We start from the raw sequence: 22308 nt of genomic DNA, 5'->3' as shown, positions 1-22308 counted from the left end.
CATGTTGTAGAAAAACTACATGAATTTCGCCCAAAAACGGCGTTCCCCGCGGGGGCGGTTTTTGCCATAATGGCGCCGTTTTTTCGGCTCGATCGCCTCATCACAAGACGGGAAACCCGCACGCGGCGATCGATGGCAGGCACCCGTTGCGTCATCACCGGCGCCCGGCACACGAGAGAGAATCGGCCGCAAGGCCCAGGAAACGACATGACCACGACTCAAGCCGCTCCCCAGCAAGCCGCCACTTCCCACGTCAACCTCTGCAGCGCCGAGCTGATCGAGCGCGCCGTGGCACGGGGCGAGGGCAAACTGGCTGCCAACGGCGCGCTGGTGGTGAACACCGGCATGCGTACCGGCCGCTCGCCGAAGGACCGCTTCATCGTCGACGAGCCGTCCACCAGTGCCCAGATCGACTGGGGCAGCGTCAACCGCCCGTTCGACGCCGAGAAGTTCGCTGCCCTCTGGGCGCGCGTCGAGGCGTACCTGAATGGCGGCGAGCACTTCGTTTCCGAGCTGCACGTGGGCAGCGACCCGGTCCACTACCTGCCGGTGCGCGTGACGACCGAGACCGCCTGGCACAATCTCTTCGGCCGCACCATGTTCGTGCGCCCCGAGGCGTTCAACCCCTCCGCCAAGGAGGAGTGGACCATCCTCAACGCGCCCTTCTTCGAGTGTGACCCGGCCCGCGACGGCACCAACTCCGACGGCTGCGTGATCCTCGACTTCGCCCAGAGGAAGGTGCTGATCGCCGGCATGCGCTACGCCGGCGAGATGAAGAAGGCGATGTTCTCCGTGCAGAACTTCCTGCTGCCGGCCTCCGACGTGCTGCCCATGCACTGCAGCGCAAACGTCGGCGAGGATGGCGAGACCACCCTGTTCTTCGGCCTCTCCGGCACCGGCAAGACCACCCTCTCCGCCGACCCGGCACGTTTCCTGATCGGCGACGACGAGCATGGCTGGGGCGAGGGCACCGTCTTCAACATCGAGGGCGGCTGCTATGCCAAGTGCATCGACCTCTCCGAGAAGAACGAGCCGATCATCTGGAACGCCATCAGGTTCGGTACCGTGCTGGAGAACGTGGTCCTCGACGACCGCCGTGAACCCGACTACGCCGACGACAGCCTGACCCAGAACTCGCGTGCCGCCTACCCGCTGGAGCATGTCGACAAGCGCGTCCCCGAGAACCGCGCCGGCGAGCCCAGCGCCATCGTCTTCCTGACCTGCGACATGTCCGGCGTGCTGCCGCCGGTCTCGGTGCTCTCCAAGGAGGCCGCGGCCTACCACTTCCTCTCCGGTTACACCGCCAAGGTGGGCTCCACCGAGATGGGCTCCTCCGCCGGCCTCGAGGCGACCTTCTCCACCTGTTTCGGTGCCCCCTTCTTCCCGCGCCCGGCCCGCGAGTACGCGGACCTGCTGATCAAGCGCGTGGCCGAGAAGGACGCCCAGGTCTACCTGGTCAATACCGGCTGGACCGGTGGCGCCTACGGCGAGGGCGGCTCGCGCTTCTCGATCCCCACCACCCGGGCCATCATCAGTGCCATCCAGTCCGGCGTGCTGCGTGATGTCGAGACTCGGCATATCGACGGGCTCAACCTCTCCGTGCCGGTGGCCGTGCCGGGCGTCGACTCCAGCCTGCTCGACCCGCGCGAGACCTGGGAGGACCGTGCCGCCTACGATCGCCAGCTGAACGAGCTGGCGGCCAAGTTCGTCGAAAACTTCAAGAAATTCGACGGCGTCAACGCGGCCATCGTCGAGGCGGGGCCCCGCCTGACCTGAGGCGAGGCACGGGCGTGAACTGCCGGGATGCCCGGCAGTCTCAACGGGGGAAGGGCCGAGGCCCTTCCCCCGTTTCGTCGTGCATCCACTTCGATGCGTGGGCCGTATCCCCCGTCAGGCAAGCCATCGATGGAGTGTGATCATGAAACGACGCCATTTTCTCGGGTTGCTCGGTGCCACGGGTGCCGTCGGCCTGGTGCCGGGAGTCGCCTGGGGCTTCCCGCGGCTGGACCTGGAGCCGGCGCCGGGACTCGAGCGCCTGGAGCTCACCAGCGACGAGTGGCGCGAGCGCCTGACCGACGAGCAGTACTGGATCCTGCGTGAGCACGGTACCGAGGAGCCGTGGTCGAGCCCGCTCGACAAGGAGTGGCGCGACGGCGAGTACCGCTGTGCCGGCTGCGACCTGCTGCTCTTCACGAGCGCCATGAAGTACGACTCCGGCACCGGCTGGCCGAGCTTCTTCGAGCATGTCGAAGGGCACCTGCTGAGCCGTCTCGATTTCAGCCTGATCTGGCCGCGTACCGAATACCACTGCGCCCGCTGTGGCGGTCACCAGGGGCATGTCTTCAGCGACGGCCCGGAACCCACCGGCCTGCGCTGGTGCAATAACGGCCTGGCGCTCACCTTCGTCCCCGCCTAGGCTTTGCCCGAAAAGTGCCTACGCTCGGTCATACGGCGTTAAAAATCAGCTCAAAGTACTCATTTACACCCCGTAAACTCCGCCTTTTCGCCGATTTTTGCCTTGTCTGACCATCGCTCATCGACTTTTCAGACATAGCCTAGTGCCCGAAGCCCTCGACGATATGCTGTGCCAGGCCCTCCACCGCCGGTGATGCCGCCTCCGGTGCGCGCAGCAGCACGATCGAGGCATCGGGCAGCGGGGGAAAGCCCTCGGCCTCGCCGAGGATACGCATGCCCGGTGTGACCAGGCTCTTCATCCATGCCGAGACGGCGAGGCCGGCACCGACGACCGCCTGCAGGGTGGCCAGGCTGGGACTGGAGTAGGCGATGCGAAACGGGCGTCCGGCACGCGTCAGGGCATCGCTGGCGTGGCGGCGACAGAAGCAGGGCGCCTCGAACAGTGCCAGCGGCAACGGGGACTGCTGGTGGGTGGCGTGGTTCTCGGCGACGACCCAGACCGTCTCATCCTGGCGCAGGATCTCGCCGATCTCCTGGCCCACCTCGCGGGTCACGATGCTCAGGTCGAGGCTGCCCGACTGGCGACCCAACAGCTCGGAGGAGGGCGCGCACTGCACCTCCACGTCGACCAGCGGCCAGGTACGGGAGAAGGACTTCAGGATGCCCGGCAGGAAGCGCATCACGTAGTCATCGGGTACGCCGAGCCTCACGCGCCCCACCATGTCCGGCTGACGCAGCACGTTGAGCGCCTCGCCGTGCAGGTCGAGGATGCGGCGTGCGTAGCCGAGCAGGGTGGTGCCCTCGCTGGTCAGGTGCATTCGATGCCCCTGGCGCTCGAACAGGGGGCGCTGGATCACGTCCTCCTCGAGCCGCTTGATCTGCATGCTGACGGTGGACTGGGTGCGATTGACCGCCCGGGCGGCGCGGGTGAACCCGCCGTGGTCGACGATCGCGACGAAGGTGCGCAGGAGTTCATGGTCGATGGTCCGGAGCATGTCAGTATCCATCACGCCAGTTGATGTTGAGTATCACGATTATCCATTGGATTGATTCTATCCCCCGTTCGACACTTCCTCCACACCCACCAGTGAGAGGAGACCGTCATGACCCTGTCCACCTGCTGCGAAACCGAGACAGCTGCCACCGATGCCGGCGGGATTCCGGCACGGCTCACCGGCGGGGTACGCGCCGGCTACCGCCGACTGGCCCGCTGGAACCGGCTTCGCCATGAGCGGCACCAACTGGGGGAGCTCAGCGACGACCTGCTGCGGGATATCGGCCTGACCCGGCGGGAGGCCCTGCGCGAGGCGCGCCGCCCCTTCTGGGACGTTACCGGGGGGCGGCGCTGAGGGCGGCGGCGGCACCGTGACGATTGTGGTACCTTGTCGCGATCGATTCTCGAGCATCAGCGAAGGTTCACATGGACGCCACCCAACGCATCATCACGCGCCTCGCCGAGGAGCTTTCCGTTCGCCCGCAGCAGGTCTCGGCCACGGTGGAGCTGCTCGACGGCGGGGCCACCGTGCCCTTCATCGCCCGCTATCGCAAGGAAGTGACCGGCGGGCTCGACGACACCCAGCTGCGCAACCTCCACGAGCGCCTCGGCTACCTGCGCGAGCTGGAGGAGCGCCGCGTGGCGGTGCTCGCCGCCATCGACGAGCAGGGCAAGCTCACCGCCGAGCTCAAGGGGCAGATCCAGGCCGCCGACACCAAGCAGCGCCTGGAGGACCTCTACCTGCCCTACAAGAAGAAGCGCCGCACCAAGGCGCAGATCGCCCGCGAGGCGGGCCTCGAGCCGCTGGCCGAGGCCCTGCTGGCCGACCCCACCCGGGACCCCGAGGCCGAGGCGGCCAGGTACCTTCGCGCCGCCGAGGGTGACATCCCCGCCATAGAAGATGCCAAGGCGGCCCTCGACGGCGCCCGTCAGATCCTGATGGAACGCTTCGCCGAGGACCCCGAGCTGGTGGGCAGCCTGCGCGAGCGGCTGTGGCAGGAGGGCGAGCTCAGCGCCCGGGTGATTCCCGGCAAGGAGGCCGAGGGCGCCAAGTTCTCCGACTACTTCGAGCACGACGAGACGCTGTCGAAGACGCCGTCCCATCGTGCCCTGGCCATGTTCCGTGGCCGCAACGAGGGCGTGCTGACCCTGGCCCTCCGGCTGCCCGGCGAGGACGAGGCCCCGATCCACCCCGCCCAGGTGGCCATCGCCCGCCACTTCGATATTTTCAACGGGAGCGGCGACGAGGGCCGCGCCGCGGATAAATGGCTGCGCGACGTGGTGCGCTGGACCTGGCGGGTCAAGCTCTACACCCACCTGGAGACCGAGCTGCTGGGTCGGTTGCGCGAGCGTGCCGAGCAGGCGGCCATCGAGGTCTTCGCCGCCAACCTCAAGGACCTGCTGCTCGCCGCCCCGGCGGGGCAGAAGGCCACACTGGCCATCGACCCGGGCCTGCGCACCGGCTGCAAGGTGGCGGTGGTGGACGCCACCGGTCAGTTCCTCGAGCACGCCACGATCTATCCCCATGCCCCCCGCAACGCCTGGGAGGCGTCGCTTGCCGAGCTGGCAAAGCTGGTCGAGAAGCACGACGTGGCGCTGATCGCCGTGGGCAACGGCACCGCCAGCCGCGAGACCGACCGCCTGGCCGGGGACCTGGTCAAGGCCTTTTCTACAAGGACCGGGGCCGGCAAGCGCGCGCTGGCCAAGGTGATGGTCAGCGAGGCCGGCGCCTCGGTCTACTCCGCCTCGGAGTACGCCTCCCGGGAGCTGCCGGACCTCGACGTCACCATTCGCGGGGCGGTCTCCATCGCCCGGCGCCTGCAGGACCCGCTGGCCGAGCTGGTCAAGATCGAGCCCAAGTCCATCGGCGTGGGCCAGTACCAGCACGACGTCTCCCAGGTGCAGCTGTCGAGAAGCCTCGAGGCGGTGATCGAGGACTGCGTGAACGCCGTGGGGGTCGACCTCAACACCGCGTCGAGCGCACTGCTCTCCCGGGTGGCGGGGCTCTCGCCGGCCCTGGCCGAGTCGATCGTCGCCCGGCGCAACGCCGAAGGCGCCTTCACCAGCCGCAAGGCGCTGCTCGACGTCAGCCGCCTCGGGCCCAGGACCTTCGAGCAGTGCGCGGGCTTCCTGCGCATCATGAACGGCGACAACCCCCTGGACGCCAGCGCGGTGCACCCCGAGGCCTACCCGCTGGTGGAGCGCATCGCCGAGAAGAGCGGCCGGGATCTCGGCAGCCTGATCGGCGACAGCGCCACGCTGAAGTCGCTCAGGCCCGCCGAGTTCGCCGACGAGCGCTTCGGTGTGCCCACGGTGACCGACATCCTCGCCGAGCTCGACAAGCCGGGCCGCGACCCGCGCCCCGAGTTCAAGGCGGCCGAGTTCCGCGAGGGGGTCGAGACCCTCAAGGACCTGGAGCCCGGCATGATCCTCGAGGGCAGCGTCACCAACGTCACCCACTTCGGCGCCTTCGTCGACATCGGCGTCCACCAGGACGGCCTGGTGCACATCTCCGCGCTCTCCGACCGGTTCGTCGAGGACCCCCGCACGGTGGTCAAGGCCGGCGACATCGTCAGGGTCAAGGTGATGAGCGTCGACCTCGAGCGGGCCCGCATCGGCCTCTCCATGCGCCTGGACGACCAGCCGGGCGAGGAGGGGGGCAGGCCCCGGCAGGGGAGTGGCGACGACCGCCGTCGCGGCAAGGACAAGGCGTCGCGCCGGGGCGGCCGGCCGGCGGAGCCCGGCACCCAGTCGGGTGGTCAGATGGGTGCCCTGGGGGCCGCCCTGCTCAAGGCGAAGAAGGGCCGCTGAGAAACCGAAGCAGGCTAACCTTGAATCGTCGCCAGTCGGCGCCATAATCTGATCTTTCATGGGCGCGCGACAGCCTGCCGCGCGCTCGCCACGATTGCGAACCGTGAAGCGCGTCGCTCCGGCCGGCTTCCACGACATGGGGTGTTCTCTCTTGTCCGACTCACTCGCCACCCTCATCGAGCGACTCAAGGAACCCGCCCGCCGGGGGCTGATCGGTCGCCTGCGCCGCGGCATCGAGAAGGAGGGGTTGCGCGTCGACCCGCAGGGGCGCATCGCCTCCACGCCCCACCCGGCCGCGCTGGGGTCCAAGCTGACCCATCCGCACATCACGACCGACTACTCCGAGGCGCTGCTGGAGTACATCACCCCGGTCTACAGTCGGCCGGCCGATGCCATGGCGTTCCTCGCCGACCTGCACCGCTTCAGCTACCGCCACCTGGGGGACGAGCTGATCTGGCCGGCCAGCATGCCGGCCCGCCTCGACGGCAACGACAGCGTGACCATCGCCGACTACGGCGACTCCAACGTCGGCACCATGAAACACGTCTACCGCAAGGGACTCGACGTGCGTTACGGGCGCATCATGCAGTCCATCGCCGGCATCCACTACAACGTCTCGTTGCCCGACGACCTCTGGCTGTGCCTGCGGGAACTCGACGGCGCCGACGACACGCCGATGAACGACTACCGCTCGGCGCGCTACTTCGGGCTGATCCGCAACTTCCGCCGCCACAGCTGGCTGCTGCTCTACCTGTTCGGTGCCTCGCCGGCACTGGATCGCAGCTTCCTGGCCGGTGGCGAGGTGCCCGCCAGGTTCGAGGCCCACGGCGACGAGACGCTGGTCTCGCGCCACGCCACCAGCCTGCGCATGTCCGACCTGGGCTACCAGAACAAGGTGCAGGCCCAGCTGAAGATCTGCTTCAACTCGCTCTCCAACTACGTCAACACGCTGCGTCATGCCATCTCCACCCCCTGGCCGGCCTACCAGGCAATGGGCGTTCATGAGGACGGCGAGTGGCGCCAGCTCAATGCCAACATCCTGCAGATCGAGAACGAGTACTACAGCGACATCCGCCCCAAGCGGGTGGCACGCCACGACGAGACCCCCAGCCAGGCGCTGGAGGCCCGCGGCGTGGAGTACATCGAGGTGCGCTGCCTCGACCTCAACCCCATGCTGACCCTGGGCATCGACGAGGAGCAGATCCACTTCCTCGATGCCTTCCTGATGTGGTGCCTGCTCTCGGAGAGCCCCTGGATTCCCGACGAGGAGTGCGACCGGCTCGACGACAACCGTCGCCTGGTGGTGGAGCGCGGCCGTGACCCCGAGCTGCGCCTGACCCACGACGGCCGCCAGCGCAGCATCGCCGACTGGGGAGGGGAGATCCTGGCCGAGATGGCCGGGGTCGCCGAGCTGCTCGACCTGCTGGAGAAGGGGGCGCCCCACCGGGAGGCCGTGGCCGCCCTGGCGCCGCGGCTCGAGGATCCCTCGCTCACTCCCTCCGGGGAGCTGCTCGCCCGTCTGCAGGCGAGCGGAGAAGAGCTCAGCGATGCCATGCTGGCGATCGCCCGCGAGCAGGCCGAGCGGCTGCGCCAAGAACCCATGGACCCCGCCCGTCAGGTGCTGTTCGATCAGCTGGTCGAGACCTCCCACCAGCAGCAGCGCGATATCGAGGCTGCCGACAGCGAGGGCTTCGACGACTTCCTCGCTCACTACTTCACCCGTGCCCGGGAGTCCCGGCTGAGCAGCGAGGCAGCCTCGTGACCCACGCCCTGCAGCGACTCTCCGTACGCCAGTGGAGCCTCGCCGGACTGGCCTTCTGCGCGCTGATGATGGCCGTGGCCCTGGGGCTCGAGCATATCGCCGGGCTCGAGCCCTGCCCGCTGTGCATCTTCCAGCGCGTCGCCGTGCTGGGTGCGGCGTCGGTGTTCGCCGTCGCCGCGCTCCACAACCCTGGCGGGCGTGCGGGGGCGGCGATCTACGGCGGGCTGTCGCTGTCGGCGGTGATCGGCGGCATCGGCGTGGCCTGGCGCCATCTCTGGCTGCAGTCGCTGCCGCCCGATGAGGTGCCGACCTGCGGTCCCGGGCTCGACTACATGATGGACATCCTGCCGCTGCGCGACGTGGTTGCCATGGTGCTCTCGGGGTCCGGCGAGTGTGCCGAGATCGACTTCCTGCTGCTCGGCATCTCGCTGCCCGGCTGGACCCTGATCGGCTTCGTGGTGCTGGCGCTCGCCCCGCTGGGCATGCTGCTCACCGCCTGTCGGGAGCGCCCCCTGGCCTGATCGACATGGCCCCGGCGCTGCCGCGACCGGCACAACAGGAAGGACGACACCATGCTCTACCGCGACTTCGCCACCCAGGAAGAGATCGATCGCCAGTACGACCCCATGCAGGGGCGCGATCCGGCGGTGCTGGTGGACGACTGGCGCAGGCGGAGCCAGCGTGCCCGTCTGCGCCACCGCGTCAGCGAGGACATCGCCTTCGGTCCCTCGCTGGCCGAGCGCATGGATGTCTACCACGCCGAGGGGGAGCGTCCCCCGGTCCACCTGTTCTTCCACGGCGGTTACTGGCGCTCGCTGGGTCACAAGGAGTTCGGCTTCGTCGTCGACGGCCTGGTCGAGGCGGGCATCACGGTGGCGGTGGTCAACTATGCCCTCTGCCCCGCCGTCGCCTTCGGTGAGGTGGTACGCCAGAGCCGGGCGGCCCTGGCCTGGATGCATCGCCATGGCGAGTCACTGGGCGTCGATCCCGCACGACTGAGCATCTCGGGACACTCGGCGGGCGGTCACCTCTGTGCCATGTTGCTGGCCACCGACTGGGAGGGGGTCTATGGACTGCCCCATGACCCGATCCGCGGTGCCCTGGCCGTCAGCGGCCTCTATGACCTGCGCCCCTTCCCCTGGTCCTGGCTGCAGCCCAAGCTGCAGCTCACCGGTCGTGACGTCGCCGACTACAGCCCGCTGTTCCTGCCGTGCCGGGTGCCGGCGAAGGTGCACCTGGTGGCCGGGGCCGAGGAGTCAGGCGAGTTCGAACGGCAGATGCTCGCCCAGGCCGAGCACCTGCATGGCCAGGGCGTCGAGGTCGACCATGACCTGCTGGCCGGCGACGACCACTTCTCCATCCTGGAGCACTACCGGGCGGGGGGGCGCTTCGCCGAGCTGATCGGCGCCTGGCACCGATAGGCGCCGACACGGACTCGCCCCGGCAGTGCCGGGGCGAACCGCTGCCCGCGCCGGATTCAGCAGGGCAGCACCGCGGTGGCCTCGATCTCGACCTTGGCGCGGTCCTCGATCAGGTCGGCCACCTGGACCATGGTCATGGCCGGGAAGTGCTTGCCCATCACTTCACGATAGGCGGCCCCCATCTCCTTCAGCCGGGCCAGGTACTCCTGCTTGTCGGTGACGTACCAGGTCAGGCGTACCACGTGCTCGGGACCCGCTCCGGCTTCCCTGAGCACCGTCACGATATTGTCCAGGGCCTGGTGGACCTGGGCCACGAAGTCGTCGCTCTCGAATTCCTGGTCGCCGTTCCAGCCGATCTGGCCGCCGACGAATATCGTCCGGCCGGAAGCGGCGATGCCGTTGGCATAGCCCACGGCGGCCTTCCAGCGGGAGGGGTGGAGCAGTTGGTGTGGGGTGGCGTCACGCATCGTGTAGTCCTTGTTGGCAGTCCATGGCGAAGTGCCGGCGCATGGGGTCGGGCCAGGGAAGGGGGCTTCCGCTGGCCAGGTCGACGAATACCAGGGTGGAGACGCTGGTCAGGCGTCGCTGGTCGCCGCAGCAGGCGGTGACCTGCAGCTTCAGGCTGGTACGCCCCGTGGCCAGGGGCGTCAGGCGGAACTCCAGCCAGTCTCCCAGCCGGCTGGGGGCGTGGAATTGCGTCTCGATGGAGGCGGTGGGTACCCCGGTGCCCGAGGTCACATGCAAGCGGTTGAAGTCGTGGCCGACCACTTCCTCGAACCAGTCCTCCACCACCGAGTTGATCATCTCGAAGTAACGGGGGTAGAAGACGATGCCTGCCGGATCGCAGTGCTGGAAGCGCACCTTGCGCTGGGTGGTGAACGGCATGGAACCCCCTGTCATACGCCGAGGTAACGGTCGCGAACGTCGTCGTCCAGCGCCTCCGGCCGGCCCGACCAGACGGTGCGCCCCTTCTCCAGGATGGTGCAGCGGTCGGCCACCGGCAGCAGCTCGGAGAGCGACTTGTCGACGATGAGAATCGACTGGCCCTGCTCCTTGAGCAGGCGGATGGCGGACCAGATCTCCCGACGGATCACCGGGGCCAGGCCCTCCGTGGCCTCGTCGAGCACCAGCAGGCGCGGGTTGGTCATCAGCGCCCGGCCGATGGCCAGCATCTGCTGCTCGCCGCCCGAGAGGGTGTTCGCCATCTGGCTGCGACGTTCGGCCAGCCGGGGAAAGAGCTGCTCGACCCGTGCCAGGCTCCAGTCGCCGGGTTGGCGAGTGACCACCAGGTTCTCCCGCACCGAGAGGTTGGGGAAGCAGCGCCGTCCCTCGGGTACCAGGCCGAGCCCGGCCTGGGCGATGCGATAGGCCGGCAGGCGGCGCAGTTCCCGCGACTCGAAGGTGATGCTGCCGCTGCGTGCCGGAGTGAGGCCGAAGATGGAGCGGATGGTGGTGGTCTTGCCCATGCCGTTGCGGCCCATCAGGGCCACCATCTCGCCGGCCTGCACGCTGAGGTCCACGCCGAACAGCGCCTGGGAAGGCCCGTAGAAGGTTTCGATGGCGGTGATCTCGAGCATCTCAATCTCCCAGGTAGGCTTCGCGAACCCGCGGGTCCTGACGGATGGTGGCGCTGTCGCCGTGGGCGATGACGCTGCCCGAGACCAGCACCGAGATGCGGTCGGCGAGCCGGAACACTGCCTCCATGTCATGTTCGATCAGCAGGATCGGCACCTCGAGCTTGAGGGCCTCCAGCAGTTCGGTCAGGCGCGCCGTGCCCTCCGGCCCCAGGCCCGCCATGGGCTCGTCGAGCAGCAGGGCCCGGGGCTTCAGCGCCAGGGCGCAGGCCACCTCGACCTGGCGGCGTTCGCCATGGGAGAGCTCGGCGACCGGCGTGTCGGCACGCTGGTTCAGCTGCATCCTCTCCAGCGCCTCCCGGGCCGGAGCCAGCAGGCTCTCGTCGCGGCCCACCGGCTTCCAGAAACGGAAGCTGTGCCCCTGCAGCGCCTGGACCCCGATCATCACGTTGCGGATCACCGACAGCGGTTCGGCCAGCGAGGAGACCTGGAAGCTGCGGCCGAGCCCCAGGCGGGCCCGCTGGGCGACGCTGAGGGTGGTGATCTCGCGGCCGGCCAGGTGCACGCTGCCCGCGTCGGGGGAGAGGTTGCCGGCGATCTGGCTGATCAGGGTCGACTTGCCGGCGCCGTTGGGGCCGATCAGGGCATGGATCTCGCCGCCGTGCAGGTCGAGGGAGACATCGCGGGTGGCCTGCAGGGCGCCGAAGCGCTTGTGCAGATGGTTCAGTGACAGCACGATCTCACTCATGGGGCTCCCTCCCTGCCAGCCATCCCATGACCCCGTGCTTGGCGAACAGCACCACGAACAGCAGTACCAGCCCCAGGAACAGCTTCCAGTACTCGGTCAGCCCGCCCAGCAGGGTCTCCATCATCACGAACAGGAGGGCACCGGCAAGGGGCCCGTAGAGGCGGCCCACGCCGCCCAGGATCACGATCACCATCAACTCGCCCGACAGGTGCCAGCTGAGCATGGTGGGGCTGACGAAGCCGTTGAGGTCGGCGTAGAGCGCACCGGCCAGGCCGGTGATCATCGCCGAGATGACGAAGGCGACCAGGCGGATGGGGTAGGCCGAGATGCCGGCGGTGGCCAGGCGGGTGTCGTTGAGCCGAGCCATGGTCAGGGCGGCGCCGAAGCGCGACTTCATCAGCCGTGAGGTGATCGCCATGGCCAGCACCAGGCCGGTGAAGCAGACCAGGAAGAAGGTCAGCGGATCGTTGCTGTCGACCAGGGGCAGGCCGTTGCGCAGGTAGATCGGCAGGCCGTCCTCGCCGCCATAGGAGGGCCAGGAGTTGGCGAAGTAGTACACCATCTGGGCGAAGGCGAGGGTGATCATGATGAAGTAGACGCCCGTGGTGCGCAGCGAGATCGCGCCGATGGCCAGCGCCAGCAGGCCACACAGCAGGATGGCCGCCAGCCAGATCACCAGCATGCTGTCGCTGCCGGGAATGGCCACCGGCCAGGTCATGAAGGGGCTGACATCGAAGGCGTGGTAGGCGCTGATGCCGGCCACGTAGCCCCCCAGGCCGAAGTAGGCGGCGTGGCCGAAGCTGATCATGCCGCCGTAGCCGATGGCCAGGTTGAGCCCCACGGCGGCCATGGCGACCAGGGTGATGCGCGAGGCCAGGTTGACGTAGTAGATGTGGCCCAGCAGGTAGGCGGCCAGGGGAGCCAGCAGCAGCAGGGCGAGCAGGCCGATCTGGACCAGGCCCTTGCGGTCGAGCCAGCGCGCCGAGGGTTTCGGCAGGCCGGGTCGGGCGATGGTGGGCGTCGTTGGCTTAGTCATGGGCGGCAAAGAGTCCCTTGGGCTTGAACGCGAGAATCACGGCCATGAGGATGTAGATCAGCATGGCCGCCAGCGCGGCTCCCACGCCGGCGGCTTCGGAGGGGCTCATGAAATGGCGGAAGAAGGCCGGCAGGAAGATGCGCCCCAGGGTGTCGACGACACCGACCAGGAGGGCGCCGTAGAGGGCCCCCTTGATCGAGCCGATGCCGCCGATGACTATCACCACGAAGGCCAGGATCAGTACCGGCTCTCCCATGCCCACCTGTACCGATTGCAGGGCCCCGACCATGGCCCCGGCCAGGCCCGCCAGGGCCGCGCCGAGGGCGAAGACCAGGGTGTAGAGCCGGGCGATGTTGACGCCCAGGGCGCCGATCATCTCGCGGTCGCTCTCCCCGGCACGAATGCGCATGCCCAGGCGGGTGCGGGTGATCAGCAGATAGAGGCCCAGCGCGATCAGGATGCCCACGCCGATGATCACCAGCCGGTAGACCGGATAGCGGGAGCCCCCGGGCAGTGCCACCGAGCCCGACAGCAGCTCGGGTGGGCTGAGCCAGAGCGGCGAGGAGCCGAACAGCCAGCGGGTGCCCTCGGAGAACACCAGGATCAGGGCGAAGGTGGCCAGCACCTGGTCCAGGTGCGGGCGGTGATAGAGGCGACGAATGACGATCAGCTCGACCAGTGCGCCGACCGCCGCGGCCACGGCGATGCCGACGACCAGCCCGATGAAGAAGGAGCCGGTGGCAGCGGTGACCAGGGCCGTGGCATAGGCGCCGACCATGTAGAAGGAGCCGTGGGCCAGGTTGATCAGACCCATCACGCCGAACACCAGGGTCAGGCCACTGGCCATCAGGAACAGCATGGTACCGAGCTGCAGACCGTTGATGAGTTGCTCGATAAGCAGGGTAGCGGACACGTCGGGCATCCTTGGCAGAGGGTGGGGTTCGCCGGGTCACGGGGGACCCGGCGTCGTCACGCTTACATCTGGCACTCGGCGGCGAAGACGTCCTGGATATCCTCGATGGCCAGGCCGACCAGGCGGTTGGTGGGCTGGCCATCGTCGCCCTCGACCACCTCGCGGACATGGATGTCCTGGATCGGGTGGTGATTGCTGCCGAAGCGGAACTTGCCGCGCACCGAGGCGAAGTCGGCCTCGCGCAGCGCCTCGCGGAAGGCGTCCTGGTCGTCGGGATGCGCCTTCTCCAGGGCGCTGAGGATCAGGTTGGCGGTATCGAACCCCTGGGAGGCGTAGAGCGTCGGGGTCCGCTCATAGGTCTCGCGGAAGCTGTCGACGAAGGCGTGGTTGGTCTCGTTGTCGAGGTCATAGGCCCACTGGGAGGTGTTCATGGCCCCGATCGCCGCACTGCCCACCGCCTGGATGATGATCTCGTCGAAGGAGAAGGCGGCGCCGAAGATCGGCAGGTCGACCCCGGAGCTTTCCCACTGCTTCATGAACGAGATGCCCATGCCGCCGGGGAGGAAGAAGAACAGGCTGTCGGCATCGCTGGCCCGGATCTGGGCGATCTCGGCGGCGTAGTCGGTCTGGCCCATCTGGGTATAGATCTCGTCGACCACCTCGTTCTCGTAGCGGTGCTTGAAGCCGGCCAGGGCGTCGGTGCCGGCAGGGTAGTTGGGGGCCAGCAGGATGGGCTTCGCGAAGCCCTCGCCCTTGACATAGGCGCCCATGGCCTCGTGCAGGTTGTTGTTCTGCCAGGCGACGTTGAAGTAGTTCTCGTGGCACATGCGCCCCGCCAGGTCCGAGGGGCCGGCATTGGGAGAGATGTAGAAGACACCCTGGCGAACCGCCGCCGGCACGACCGCCATGGCCAGGTTGGACCAGATGATGCCGGTCAGGATGTCGACGTTGTCGCGTTGCATGAACTCGTTGGACAGGCTGCGGGCCAGGTCGGGGCGATTGCCGTCGTCCTGGATCAGCACCTCGATGTCACTGCGCCCGGACTGTTCGATGGCGAGCATGAAGCCGTCACGGACATCCACGCCCAGGTGGGAGCCGCCGCCGGAGAGGGTGGTGATCATGCCGATCTTCACCTCCTCGGCCTGGGCCGCCGCCATGGCGGATGTCATCAGCAGACCGAGGCCGAAGCTAGCGAGTTTCTTCATGAGAGTATCCTTCTGCGCTTGTCGTCTTGTTGTACGGGGCGCCTCGTCGGAGGCGCGGGTTCATCGTCATGGCCGGGGCGGGCCAGGTCGCGTCGAGCCGGGCCAGGCCGTGTCCGGGTAGTGCTCCTGGCGCAGCCGGAAGCGCTGGACCTTGCCGGTGGCCGTCTTCGGCAGCGTCTCCACGAAGCGTATCGAACGTGGATACTTGTAGGGCGCGATACGCTGCTTGACGTGGTCCTGCAGCCGCTTCACGCACGCCTCGCCGGGCTCGTTACCGGGGCAAAGTACCACGAAAGCCTCGACGATCTGTCCACGCTCACCGTCCGGAGCGCCGATCACGGCGCACTCCTGGACCGCCTCGTGGGCCAGCAGGGCCGCCTCCACCTCGGGGCCGGCGATGTTGTAGCCGGCCGAGATGATCATGTCGTCGCTGCGGGCGGCGAAGTGGAAGTAGCCCTCGTCGTCCTGGATGAAGGCATCGCCGGTGAGGTTCCAGCCGTCACGCACATAGCCGCGCTGGCGATCATCGGCGAGGTAGCGGCAGCCGGTGGGGCCGCGCACCGCCAGGCGGCCGACTTCCCCCCTGGGCACTTCCCGCATCTCCTCGTCGACGACGCGGGCCTGGTAGCCGCCGACGGGACGGCCGGTGCAGCCGGGGCGGTGGTCGTCGAGCCGGTTGGAGATGAAGATGTGCAGCATCTCGGTGGCGCCGATGCCGTCGAGGATCGGCGTGCCGGTGCGCTCGATCCAGTCGTGGTAGATCGGCGGCGGCAGGGTCTCGCCGGCCGAGACCGCCACCCTCAGGCTCCGCAGCGCCTGGCCATCCTTCCGGTCGGCGAGCATGGCGCGATAGGCGGTGGGCGCGGTGAACACCACGGTGGCACGGTGCTCGCGGATGATCTCCATCATGTTGGGCGGGGTGGCGTGCTCGAGCAGCACCGCGGTGGCGCCGAAGCGCAGCGGGAAGATCGCCAGGCCGCCGAGGCCGAAGGTGAAGGCCAGCGGTGGCGAGCCGACGAAGACGTCCTCCGGGGTGACCTGCAGCACTTCGCGCGCATAGCCGTCGGCGATGATCAGCAGGTCGCGATGGTAGTGCATGGTGGCCTTGGGCTTGCCGGTGGTGCCGGAGGTGAAGCCGAGCAGTGCCACGTCGTCGGCGGCGGTCGCCACGGCGTCGAAGGTGCCGGGCTTGCCCAGCGCCAGGCGGTCGAGTTCGGCGTCGTGGCCGGCGGCGCCGTCGAAGGCCACTACCCGTTCGAGGAAGGCGCTGTCCGCCGCGCAGGTCTCGAGCTCCTCGAGCAGCCGGCTGTCGCACAGGGCGAGCGAGACCTCGGCCTTGTCGACGATCCTGGCGAGCTCCCCGGCGCGCAGCATCGGCATGGTATTGACCACCACGGCACCGACCTTGGTCGCGGCCAGCCAGCAGGCCACCATGGCCGGGTTGTTGGCCGAGCGGATCAGCACCCGCTGGCCCGGGCGCACGCCGAGTTCCTCGACCAGGGCGTGGGCGAGGCGGTTGGTCCACTCGGCGAGCTCGAGGTAGGTGCGGCTGCGGCCGTTGCCGACCAGCGCGATCCGCTCGCCGTGGCCCCGTTCGATCTGACGCTCGCAGAGTTCCACGGCGGCGTTGAGCCGCTCGGGGTAGTCGAAGCCATCCAGCAGGAAGTCGGGCTGCTGCCCGGGAGGCGGCAGGTTGTCCCGGGCGAAGGTATCGGCATGGGCCGACGGGCTTTTCATGACCATTCTCCGTACAGCATGTTGTTGTTGTGTTCGGCGCCCGGAGGCGTCGACAGGGGATACGCTGTCAGGTGCTGCGGGTGTCCCGGGTCGGTTGTCCCGGGGCCTGGCCTCGGTCGTCGGTGGCGAGTGCGCTGCGGGCGATCACCAGCTTCTGCACGTCCGAGGCCCCCTCGTAGATGCGCAGGGCGCGGATCTCGCGATAGAGGCTCTCGACGATATGGCCCCTGCGCACCCCGTCGCCGCCGTGGAGCTGGACGGCCTTGTCGATGACCGCCTGGGCACGATCGGTGGCGAACAGCTTGGCCATGGCCGACTCCCGGGTGACCCGCTCGGCCCCCTGGTCCTTGGTCCAGGCGGCGCGGTAGACCAGCAGCGCGGCGGCATCCACGTCCAGCGCCATGTCGGCCAGGTGTCCCTGGACCATCTGCAGGTCGGCCAGCCGGCCGCCGAACAGCTCGCGGCTGCGCGCCCGCGCCAGCGACTCGTCGAGGGCCCGGCGGGCGAACCCCAGGGCGGCGGCGCCCACCGTGGCACGGAAGACATCCAGCACCGACATGGCGATACGAAAGCCCTGGCCCGGCTCGCCGATCAGGGCACTGGCCGGCAGGCGAAGGTCGTCGAAGCCGAGTCGCGCCAGGGGGTGGGGCGAGAGGGTCTCGAGCCGCTCGCGGATCTCGAGCCCCGGGGTGTCGGCCGGCACGAGGAAGGCCGACAACCCCTTGGCGCCGGGTCCCTCGCCGGTGCGGGCGAACACCGTGTAGAGGTCGGCGACGCCGCCGTTGGAGATCCAGGTCTTCTCGCCGTTCAGGCGGTACTCGTCGCCGATGCGCTCGGCCCGGGTGTCGATACGGGCCACGTCGGAGCCGGAGTTCGGCTCGGTCAGGGCGAAGGCCGCTATCGCCTCGCCGCGGCGGGTCCGCTCCAGCCACCGGGCCTGCTCGGCGCTGCCATGGAGGCTGATGGCACCGGTGCCCAGGCCCTGCATGGCGAAGGCGAAGTCGGCCAGTCCGTCGTGGCGCGCCAGGGTCTCGCGGGCGAGGCACAGGCTGCGCACGTCGATGGCGTCGCCGCCGGTGAGCTCGAGAAGGCCGGCCCGGCCCAGGTCGCGCACCAGGCCGGTGCAGCTGGCATCCACGTCGTCGTGGTCGCGGGGCAGCTCGGTCCGGCACCAGGCCTCCAGCCGTTCGGCGAGCTCCCGGTGGCGTGCCTCGAAGAAGGGCCAGTGGAGAAAGCTCGAATCGCTCATCAGTCCCCCTCGAAGACCGGTTTCTGTCTGGCGGCGAAGGCGCGATAGGCGCGCTCGAAGTCGCCGGTCTGCATGCAGATCGCCTGGGCCTGGGCCTCGGCCTCGATGGCCTGCTCCAGGCTCATCGACCACTCCTGGTTGAGCTGGGTCTTGGTGATGCCGTGGGCGAAGGTGGGCCCCCGGGCGAGACGGGTGGCGTAGGCCAGGGCCTCGGCCTCGAGCGCCTCGGGCTCGACCAGCCGGTTGTAGAAGCCCCATTGCTGGCCCTCCTCGGCGCTCATGCTGCGGCCGCTGTAGAGCAGGTCGGCGGCGCGCCCCTGGCCGATGATGCGCGGCAGGATGGCGCAGGCGCCCATGTCGCAGCCGGCCAGGCCCACCCGCGTGAAGAGGAAGGCGGTACTGGCCCGGGGCGTGGCGAAGCGGATGTCCGAGGCCATGGCGATGATGGCGCCGGCGCCGACGCAGACGCCGTCCACCGCGGCGATGATCGGCTTGGAGCAGTTCAGCATCGCCTTGACCAGGTCGCCGGTCAGGCGCGTGAAGGCCAGCAGCTGCTTCATGTCGCTGTCCACCAGCGGCGCGATGATCTCGTGCACGTCGCCGCCGGAGCAGAAGTTGTCGCCGTTGGGGGCGAACACCACCGCCTTGACGTCCTCGGCATAGGCCAGGTCGCGGAAGGTGTCGCGCAGCTCGGCGTAGCTGTCGAAGGTCAGGGGGTTCTTGCGCTCGGGGCGATTCAGGCGGATGACCGCGACGTCGCCCTCCATGCGCCAGAGGAAGTGTCGTGGCGTCAGGTCGGCCAGGTTCATCTCGTCTCTCCCGTGTCGGCCGGCAAGCGGTGCAGCAGCTCGCCGATGTGGTGGGCATCCGCTTCGGTGACGCCGTCGAGCAGGGCGTTGACCCAGCCCTCGTGGGCCACGGCCATCTCGGCGAAGGCGCGGCGACCGGCCTCGGTCAGGCGGACCAGGGTGGCGCGACGGTCCCCCTCGATGGCGATACGCGTCACCAGGCCGTCATCCACCAGCCGCTCGACGATGCCGGTGACATTGCCGTTGGAGACCCGCAGGCGCCGCGACAGCTCGTTCATCTTCAGCCCCTCCCGCTCGCGGAACAGCGCGGCCAGGACATCGAAGCGCGGCAGGGTGGAGTCGAACTCCAGGCGCAGCCGTTCGCGCAGTTCCGACTCGACCTGGCGGGTCACCCGCAGCAGGCGCAGCCAGAGGCGCAGACGCTCCTTGCTCAGGGCTGCCTGGCTTGACGTGGGCGCCGTCATGTCTCGCCTCCCGAGATCGATATCGCCTGGCCGGTGATGGCGCCACTGTCCGGGCCGCAGAGCCACAGCGCCGTGGCCGTCACCTCGGCGGGGCGGATCAGGCGGCCGGTGGGGTTGGTCGACCGGAAATGTCCCCGCGCCTGCTCCGCGGACTGGCTCGTGCGGGCGACGATGGTCGCGACGCTGGCCTCGAGCAGCGGGGTATCGGTGAAGCCGGGGCAGAGGGCATTGACGGTGATGTCGCGAGCGGCGGTCTCCTTCGCCAGGGCCCGCACCAGCCCCACCACGCCGTGCTTGGCGGCGCAATAGGGGGCCACATAGGGGTAGCCCTTGAGGCCGGCGGTGGAGGCCACGGCGATCAGCCGGCCGCCATCGGTGAGCCGCCCGAGACCCTCGCGCAGGGTGAGGAAGACCCCGGTGAGATTGACGTCGAGCAGGCGTTGCCACTGGTCGAGCCCGGTGCGCGAGAGGGGGGCGCTCTCGGCGGCGCCGGCATTGGCGATCACGATATCGACCTCGCCGAGTCCCTCGAACAGCGCCACCATGGCGGCCTCGTCGGTGACATCGACGACTTTCGCCGTGATCGCAGGATGCCGCCCGGCACTGGTGTCCAGCGGCTCGCGGCGCCGCCCGGTGATGGTCACCTCGGCGCCGGCCTCGGCGAAGGCCAGCGCCATGTCGGCGCCGATGCCGCTGCCGCCGCCGGTGATGACGACGCGCTTGCCGTCGAGGTGTGTCCGGTTCATGTCCATCCCTCGCCGCGCTCGGCCAGCCGCAGGAGCTGGTCGCGGCCGGCCCGGTAGGGGGCCGGCCAGTCGCACTGGTCGTCGCCGAGGCCGGCCGCACTGTGCAGGGTCCAGTAGGGATCGGCGAGGTGCGGCCGGGCCAGGCACACCAGGTCGGCACGGCCGGCCATCAGGATCGAGTTGACGTGGTCGGCCTGGTAGATGTTGCCCACCGCCATGGTCGCCATGCCGGTCTCGTTGCGGATGCGGTCCGAGAAGGGCGTCTGGAACATGCGCCCGTAGACCGGCTGCGCCCGGGTCGAGGTCTGCCCGGCGGAGACGTCGACGATGTCCACCTCGGCGGCCTGGAGCAGCCGGGCGATCGCCACGGCATCGGAGGGGGTGACGCCCTCGTCGCCGACCCAGTCGGTGGCCGAGATGCGCACCGACAGCGGCTTGTGCTCGGGCCATGCCTGGCGCACCGCGCGGATCACCTCCAGGGGGTAGCGCATGCGGTTCTCCAGCGAGCCGCCGTACTCGTCGTCGCGGCGATTGGTCAGCGGCGTGATGAAGGACGACAGCAGGTAGCCGTGGGCGGCGTGCACCTCGAGCATGTCGAAGCCGGCGCGGTCGGCCATGCGGGCGGCCGCCACGAACTGCTCGCGGACGAGATCCATGTCGCGGCGGTCCATCGCCTTGGGCACCTGGTTGCGTGGTGACCAGGGCACGGCGGAAGCTGCCAGGATCGGCCAGTTGCCCTCGGGCAGCGGGGCGTCCATCTCCTGCCAGCCGAGCTGGGTCGACCCCTTGGGTCCGGCGTGGCCGACCTGGGCGCAGAGCTTCGCCGGTGTCTCGGCGTGGACGAAGTCACACAGCCGCTTCCAGGCCGCCTCCTGGTCCGGGGCATAGAAGCCGGGACACCCCGGGGTGATGCGCCCCTCGGGGCTGACGCAGGTCATCTCGGTGTAGACCAGGCCGGCGCCGCCCTTGGCGCGCTCGGCGTAGTGGACGAAGTGCCAGTCTGTGGGGCAACCCTCCACCGCCTTGTACTGCGCCATGGGAGAGACCACCACGCGGTTGGCCAGGGTCATGTCGCGCAGCCTGAAGGGCGCGAACATGGGCGCCCGGGCACTGCCGTCGTTGCCCGCCCGTGCCTGGAACCAGCGCTCGGCGCTCTCCAGCCACTGCGGATCGCGCAGACGAAGGTTCTCGTGGCTGATGCGCTGGGAACGGGTCAGCAGGGAGTAGTTGAACTGCACCGGGTCGAGGTCGAGATAACGCTCCACCTGCTCGAACCATTCGGTGGAGTTGCGTGCCGCCGACTGCAGGCGCAGGACCTCGAGACGGCGCTCCTCCTCGTAGCGGGCGAAGGCGGCGGCCATGTCGGGTTCGCTGTGCAGGTAGTCGGCCAGGGCGATGGCGCTCTCGAGTGCCAGCTTGGTGCCCGAGCCGATGGAGAAGTGGGCGGTGGCGGCGGCGTCGCCCATCAGCACCACGTTGTCGTGACTCCAGCGTGCGCAGAGCACCCGCGGGAAGTTGATCCAGGCCGAGCCGCGGATATGGTGGGCGTTGGTCATCAGCGCATGGCCGCCGAGGTGGTCGGCGAAGATCCGCTCGCAGACGGCGATCGATTCCTGCTGGCTCATCTCGCCGAAGCCGAAGGCCCGCCAGGTGGGCTCGCTGCACTCGACGATGAAGGTCGCGGTGTCGTCGTCGAACTGGTAGGCGTGGGCCCATACCCAGCCATGCTCGGTCTTCTCGAAGATGAAGGTGAAGGCGTCGTCGAAGGTCTGGTGGGTGCCGAGCCAGACGAACTTGCAGGCGCGCACCTCGATATCGGGCCGGAAGTGCTCGGCGTAGCGCTGGCGGGTGCGGGAGTTGAGGCCGTCGGCCGCCAGCACCAGGTAGAACTCGCGGCGCAGGTCGTCGATGGAGGGCTCGGGGATGTCGGTCTCGAAGCGCAGCTCGACGCCCAGCTCCCGGGCCCTGGCCTGCAGCAGGAGCAGCAGCTGGCGGCGGCCGATGCCGCAGAAGCCGTGGCCGGTGGAGACCGTCTTGACCCCCTGGTGGATCACCGCGATGTCGTCCCAGTAGGCGAAGTGCTCGCGGATTCGCTCGGCGCTGGCGGCATCGTTTCGCGCCAGGTTGTCCAGGGTCTCGTCGGAGAGCACCACCCCCCAGCCGAAGGTGTCGTCGGGGCGGTTGCGCTCGATCACCACGATCTCGTGGTCGGGATCATGCAGTTTCATGCTGATGGCGAAGTAGAGCCCCGCGGGGCCTCCACCGAGACAGGCTATCCTCATGGCTCGTGATCATCCGCAGGTGAGGTTGTTGTTGTGGTGCCTGTCCTGCAGCCTAGGCACGGCCTGCATATAGTTCAAGTATGAAATTTCAAGCTTGAAGTAATTAGCCGGGCGCGTGGCGATGCGGGGGCGCATGGCGTCC

21 protein-coding genes are annotated in these 22308 nt (G+C 68.8%); 7 read left to right on the top strand and 14 right to left on the bottom strand.

Annotated elements, in window-relative coordinates:
• Positions 1-207 precede the first annotated feature (207 nt).
• Entirely contained in the window at positions 208-1776 is a 1569-nt protein-coding gene (locus ACOMD9_RS11355) for a phosphoenolpyruvate carboxykinase (RefSeq protein ID WP_421414849.1), read from the top strand.
• A 142-nt stretch (positions 1777-1918) separates the two neighbouring features.
• Complete coding sequence (msrB, locus tag ACOMD9_RS11350; RefSeq protein ID WP_421414847.1) at positions 1919-2416, top strand: peptide-methionine (R)-S-oxide reductase MsrB; 498 nt, start codon at positions 1919-1921, stop codon at positions 2414-2416.
• A gap of 139 nt (positions 2417-2555) precedes the next feature.
• Here the strand turns inward: msrB and ACOMD9_RS11345 are convergent, their stop codons facing one another.
• Complete coding sequence (locus tag ACOMD9_RS11345) at positions 2556-3410, bottom strand: LysR substrate-binding domain-containing protein (RefSeq protein ID WP_421414846.1); 855 nt, start codon at positions 3408-3410, stop codon at positions 2556-2558.
• A 108-nt stretch (positions 3411-3518) separates the two neighbouring features.
• Here ACOMD9_RS11345 and ACOMD9_RS11340 point away from each other — a divergent pair, with 108 nt between their 5' ends.
• The 5 genes from ACOMD9_RS11340 (at position 3519) to ACOMD9_RS11320 (ending at position 9403) form a co-directional block, all read left to right on the top strand.
• A complete protein-coding gene (locus ACOMD9_RS11340; RefSeq protein WP_421414844.1) occupies positions 3519-3764 on the top strand; it encodes a DUF1127 domain-containing protein in 246 nt (81 codons plus the stop codon).
• 71 nt (positions 3765-3835) lie between these two features.
• Positions 3836-6220, top strand: coding sequence for a Tex family protein (locus tag ACOMD9_RS11335; RefSeq protein WP_421414842.1), 2385 nt, complete (start codon positions 3836-3838; stop codon positions 6218-6220).
• A 136-nt stretch (positions 6221-6356) separates the two neighbouring features.
• Positions 6357-7982 (top strand): glutamate--cysteine ligase, encoded by a 1626-nt coding sequence (gene gshA, locus ACOMD9_RS11330; protein WP_421415045.1) that lies wholly within the window; start codon positions 6357-6359, stop codon positions 7980-7982.
• A complete protein-coding gene (locus ACOMD9_RS11325) occupies positions 7979-8503 on the top strand; it encodes a disulfide bond formation protein B (protein WP_421414840.1) in 525 nt (174 codons plus the stop codon). The genes gshA and ACOMD9_RS11325 overlap by 4 nt, the downstream gene beginning before the upstream one ends.
• Before the next feature lie 51 nt (positions 8504-8554).
• The gene (locus ACOMD9_RS11320; protein WP_421414837.1) at positions 8555-9403 is read left to right on the top strand and encodes an alpha/beta hydrolase; all 849 of its coding nucleotides are present in this window, start codon (positions 8555-8557) and stop codon (positions 9401-9403) included.
• Positions 9404-9459: 56 nt separating this feature from the next.
• Here ACOMD9_RS11320 and ACOMD9_RS11315 read toward each other — a convergent pair whose 3' ends face one another.
• The 13 genes from ACOMD9_RS11315 to ACOMD9_RS11255 form a co-directional block, all read right to left on the bottom strand.
• Positions 9460-9870, bottom strand: coding sequence for a RidA family protein (locus ACOMD9_RS11315; RefSeq protein ID WP_421414834.1), 411 nt, complete (start codon positions 9868-9870; stop codon positions 9460-9462).
• Positions 9863-10288, bottom strand: coding sequence for an acyl-CoA thioesterase (locus ACOMD9_RS11310; protein ID WP_421414832.1), 426 nt, complete (start codon positions 10286-10288; stop codon positions 9863-9865). The genes ACOMD9_RS11315 and ACOMD9_RS11310 overlap by 8 nt, the downstream gene beginning before the upstream one ends.
• Before the next feature lie 11 nt (positions 10289-10299).
• Complete coding sequence (locus ACOMD9_RS11305; RefSeq protein ID WP_421414831.1) at positions 10300-10980, bottom strand: ABC transporter ATP-binding protein; 681 nt, start codon at positions 10978-10980, stop codon at positions 10300-10302.
• A gap of 1 nt (position 10981) precedes the next feature.
• Positions 10982-11725, bottom strand: coding sequence for an ABC transporter ATP-binding protein (locus tag ACOMD9_RS11300; RefSeq protein WP_421414830.1), 744 nt, complete (start codon positions 11723-11725; stop codon positions 10982-10984).
• On the bottom strand, positions 11718-12761 hold the full coding sequence (locus tag ACOMD9_RS11295; protein WP_421414828.1) for a branched-chain amino acid ABC transporter permease: 1044 nt from the start codon (positions 12759-12761) through the stop codon (positions 11718-11720). Before ACOMD9_RS11295 ends, ACOMD9_RS11300 begins: the two co-directional genes overlap by 8 nt.
• Positions 12754-13674, bottom strand: a complete 921-nt coding sequence (locus ACOMD9_RS11290; protein ID WP_421414826.1) for a branched-chain amino acid ABC transporter permease — start codon at positions 13672-13674, stop codon at positions 12754-12756. Before ACOMD9_RS11290 ends, ACOMD9_RS11295 begins: the two co-directional genes overlap by 8 nt.
• 62 nt (positions 13675-13736) lie before the next feature.
• The gene (locus tag ACOMD9_RS11285) at positions 13737-14879 is read right to left on the bottom strand and encodes an ABC transporter substrate-binding protein (protein ID WP_421414823.1); all 1143 of its coding nucleotides are present in this window, start codon (positions 14877-14879) and stop codon (positions 13737-13739) included.
• 66 nt (positions 14880-14945) lie between these two features.
• Positions 14946-16616 carry a benzoate-CoA ligase family protein gene (locus tag ACOMD9_RS11280; protein WP_421414821.1) on the bottom strand — a complete coding sequence of 557 codons (1671 nt, stop codon included), beginning with the start codon at positions 16614-16616 and terminating at the stop codon, positions 14946-14948.
• Between the two features lie 67 nt (positions 16617-16683).
• On the bottom strand, positions 16684-17865 hold the full coding sequence (locus tag ACOMD9_RS11275) for an acyl-CoA dehydrogenase family protein (protein WP_421414819.1): 1182 nt from the start codon (positions 17863-17865) through the stop codon (positions 16684-16686).
• Complete coding sequence (locus ACOMD9_RS11270; protein ID WP_421414817.1) at positions 17865-18674, bottom strand: enoyl-CoA hydratase family protein; 810 nt, start codon at positions 18672-18674, stop codon at positions 17865-17867. The genes ACOMD9_RS11275 and ACOMD9_RS11270 overlap by 1 nt, the downstream gene beginning before the upstream one ends.
• Entirely contained in the window at positions 18671-19138 is a 468-nt protein-coding gene (locus ACOMD9_RS11265) for a MarR family winged helix-turn-helix transcriptional regulator (protein WP_421414815.1), read from the bottom strand. The genes ACOMD9_RS11270 and ACOMD9_RS11265 overlap by 4 nt, the downstream gene beginning before the upstream one ends.
• Positions 19135-19884, bottom strand: a complete 750-nt coding sequence (locus ACOMD9_RS11260) for an SDR family NAD(P)-dependent oxidoreductase (RefSeq protein WP_421414812.1) — start codon at positions 19882-19884, stop codon at positions 19135-19137. Before ACOMD9_RS11260 ends, ACOMD9_RS11265 begins: the two co-directional genes overlap by 4 nt.
• Entirely contained in the window at positions 19881-22166 is a 2286-nt protein-coding gene (locus ACOMD9_RS11255) for a bifunctional salicylyl-CoA 5-hydroxylase/oxidoreductase (RefSeq protein WP_421414810.1), read from the bottom strand. Before ACOMD9_RS11255 ends, ACOMD9_RS11260 begins: the two co-directional genes overlap by 4 nt.
• Between the last annotated feature and the right edge of the window lie 142 nt (positions 22167-22308).

The organism is Halomonas terrestris, assembly GCF_049166755.1.
GTDB lineage: Bacteria > Pseudomonadota > Gammaproteobacteria > Pseudomonadales > Halomonadaceae > Halomonas.
The sequence above is the reverse complement of the archived record's forward strand: the minus strand, read 5'-3'. Positions and strand labels throughout refer to the sequence as shown.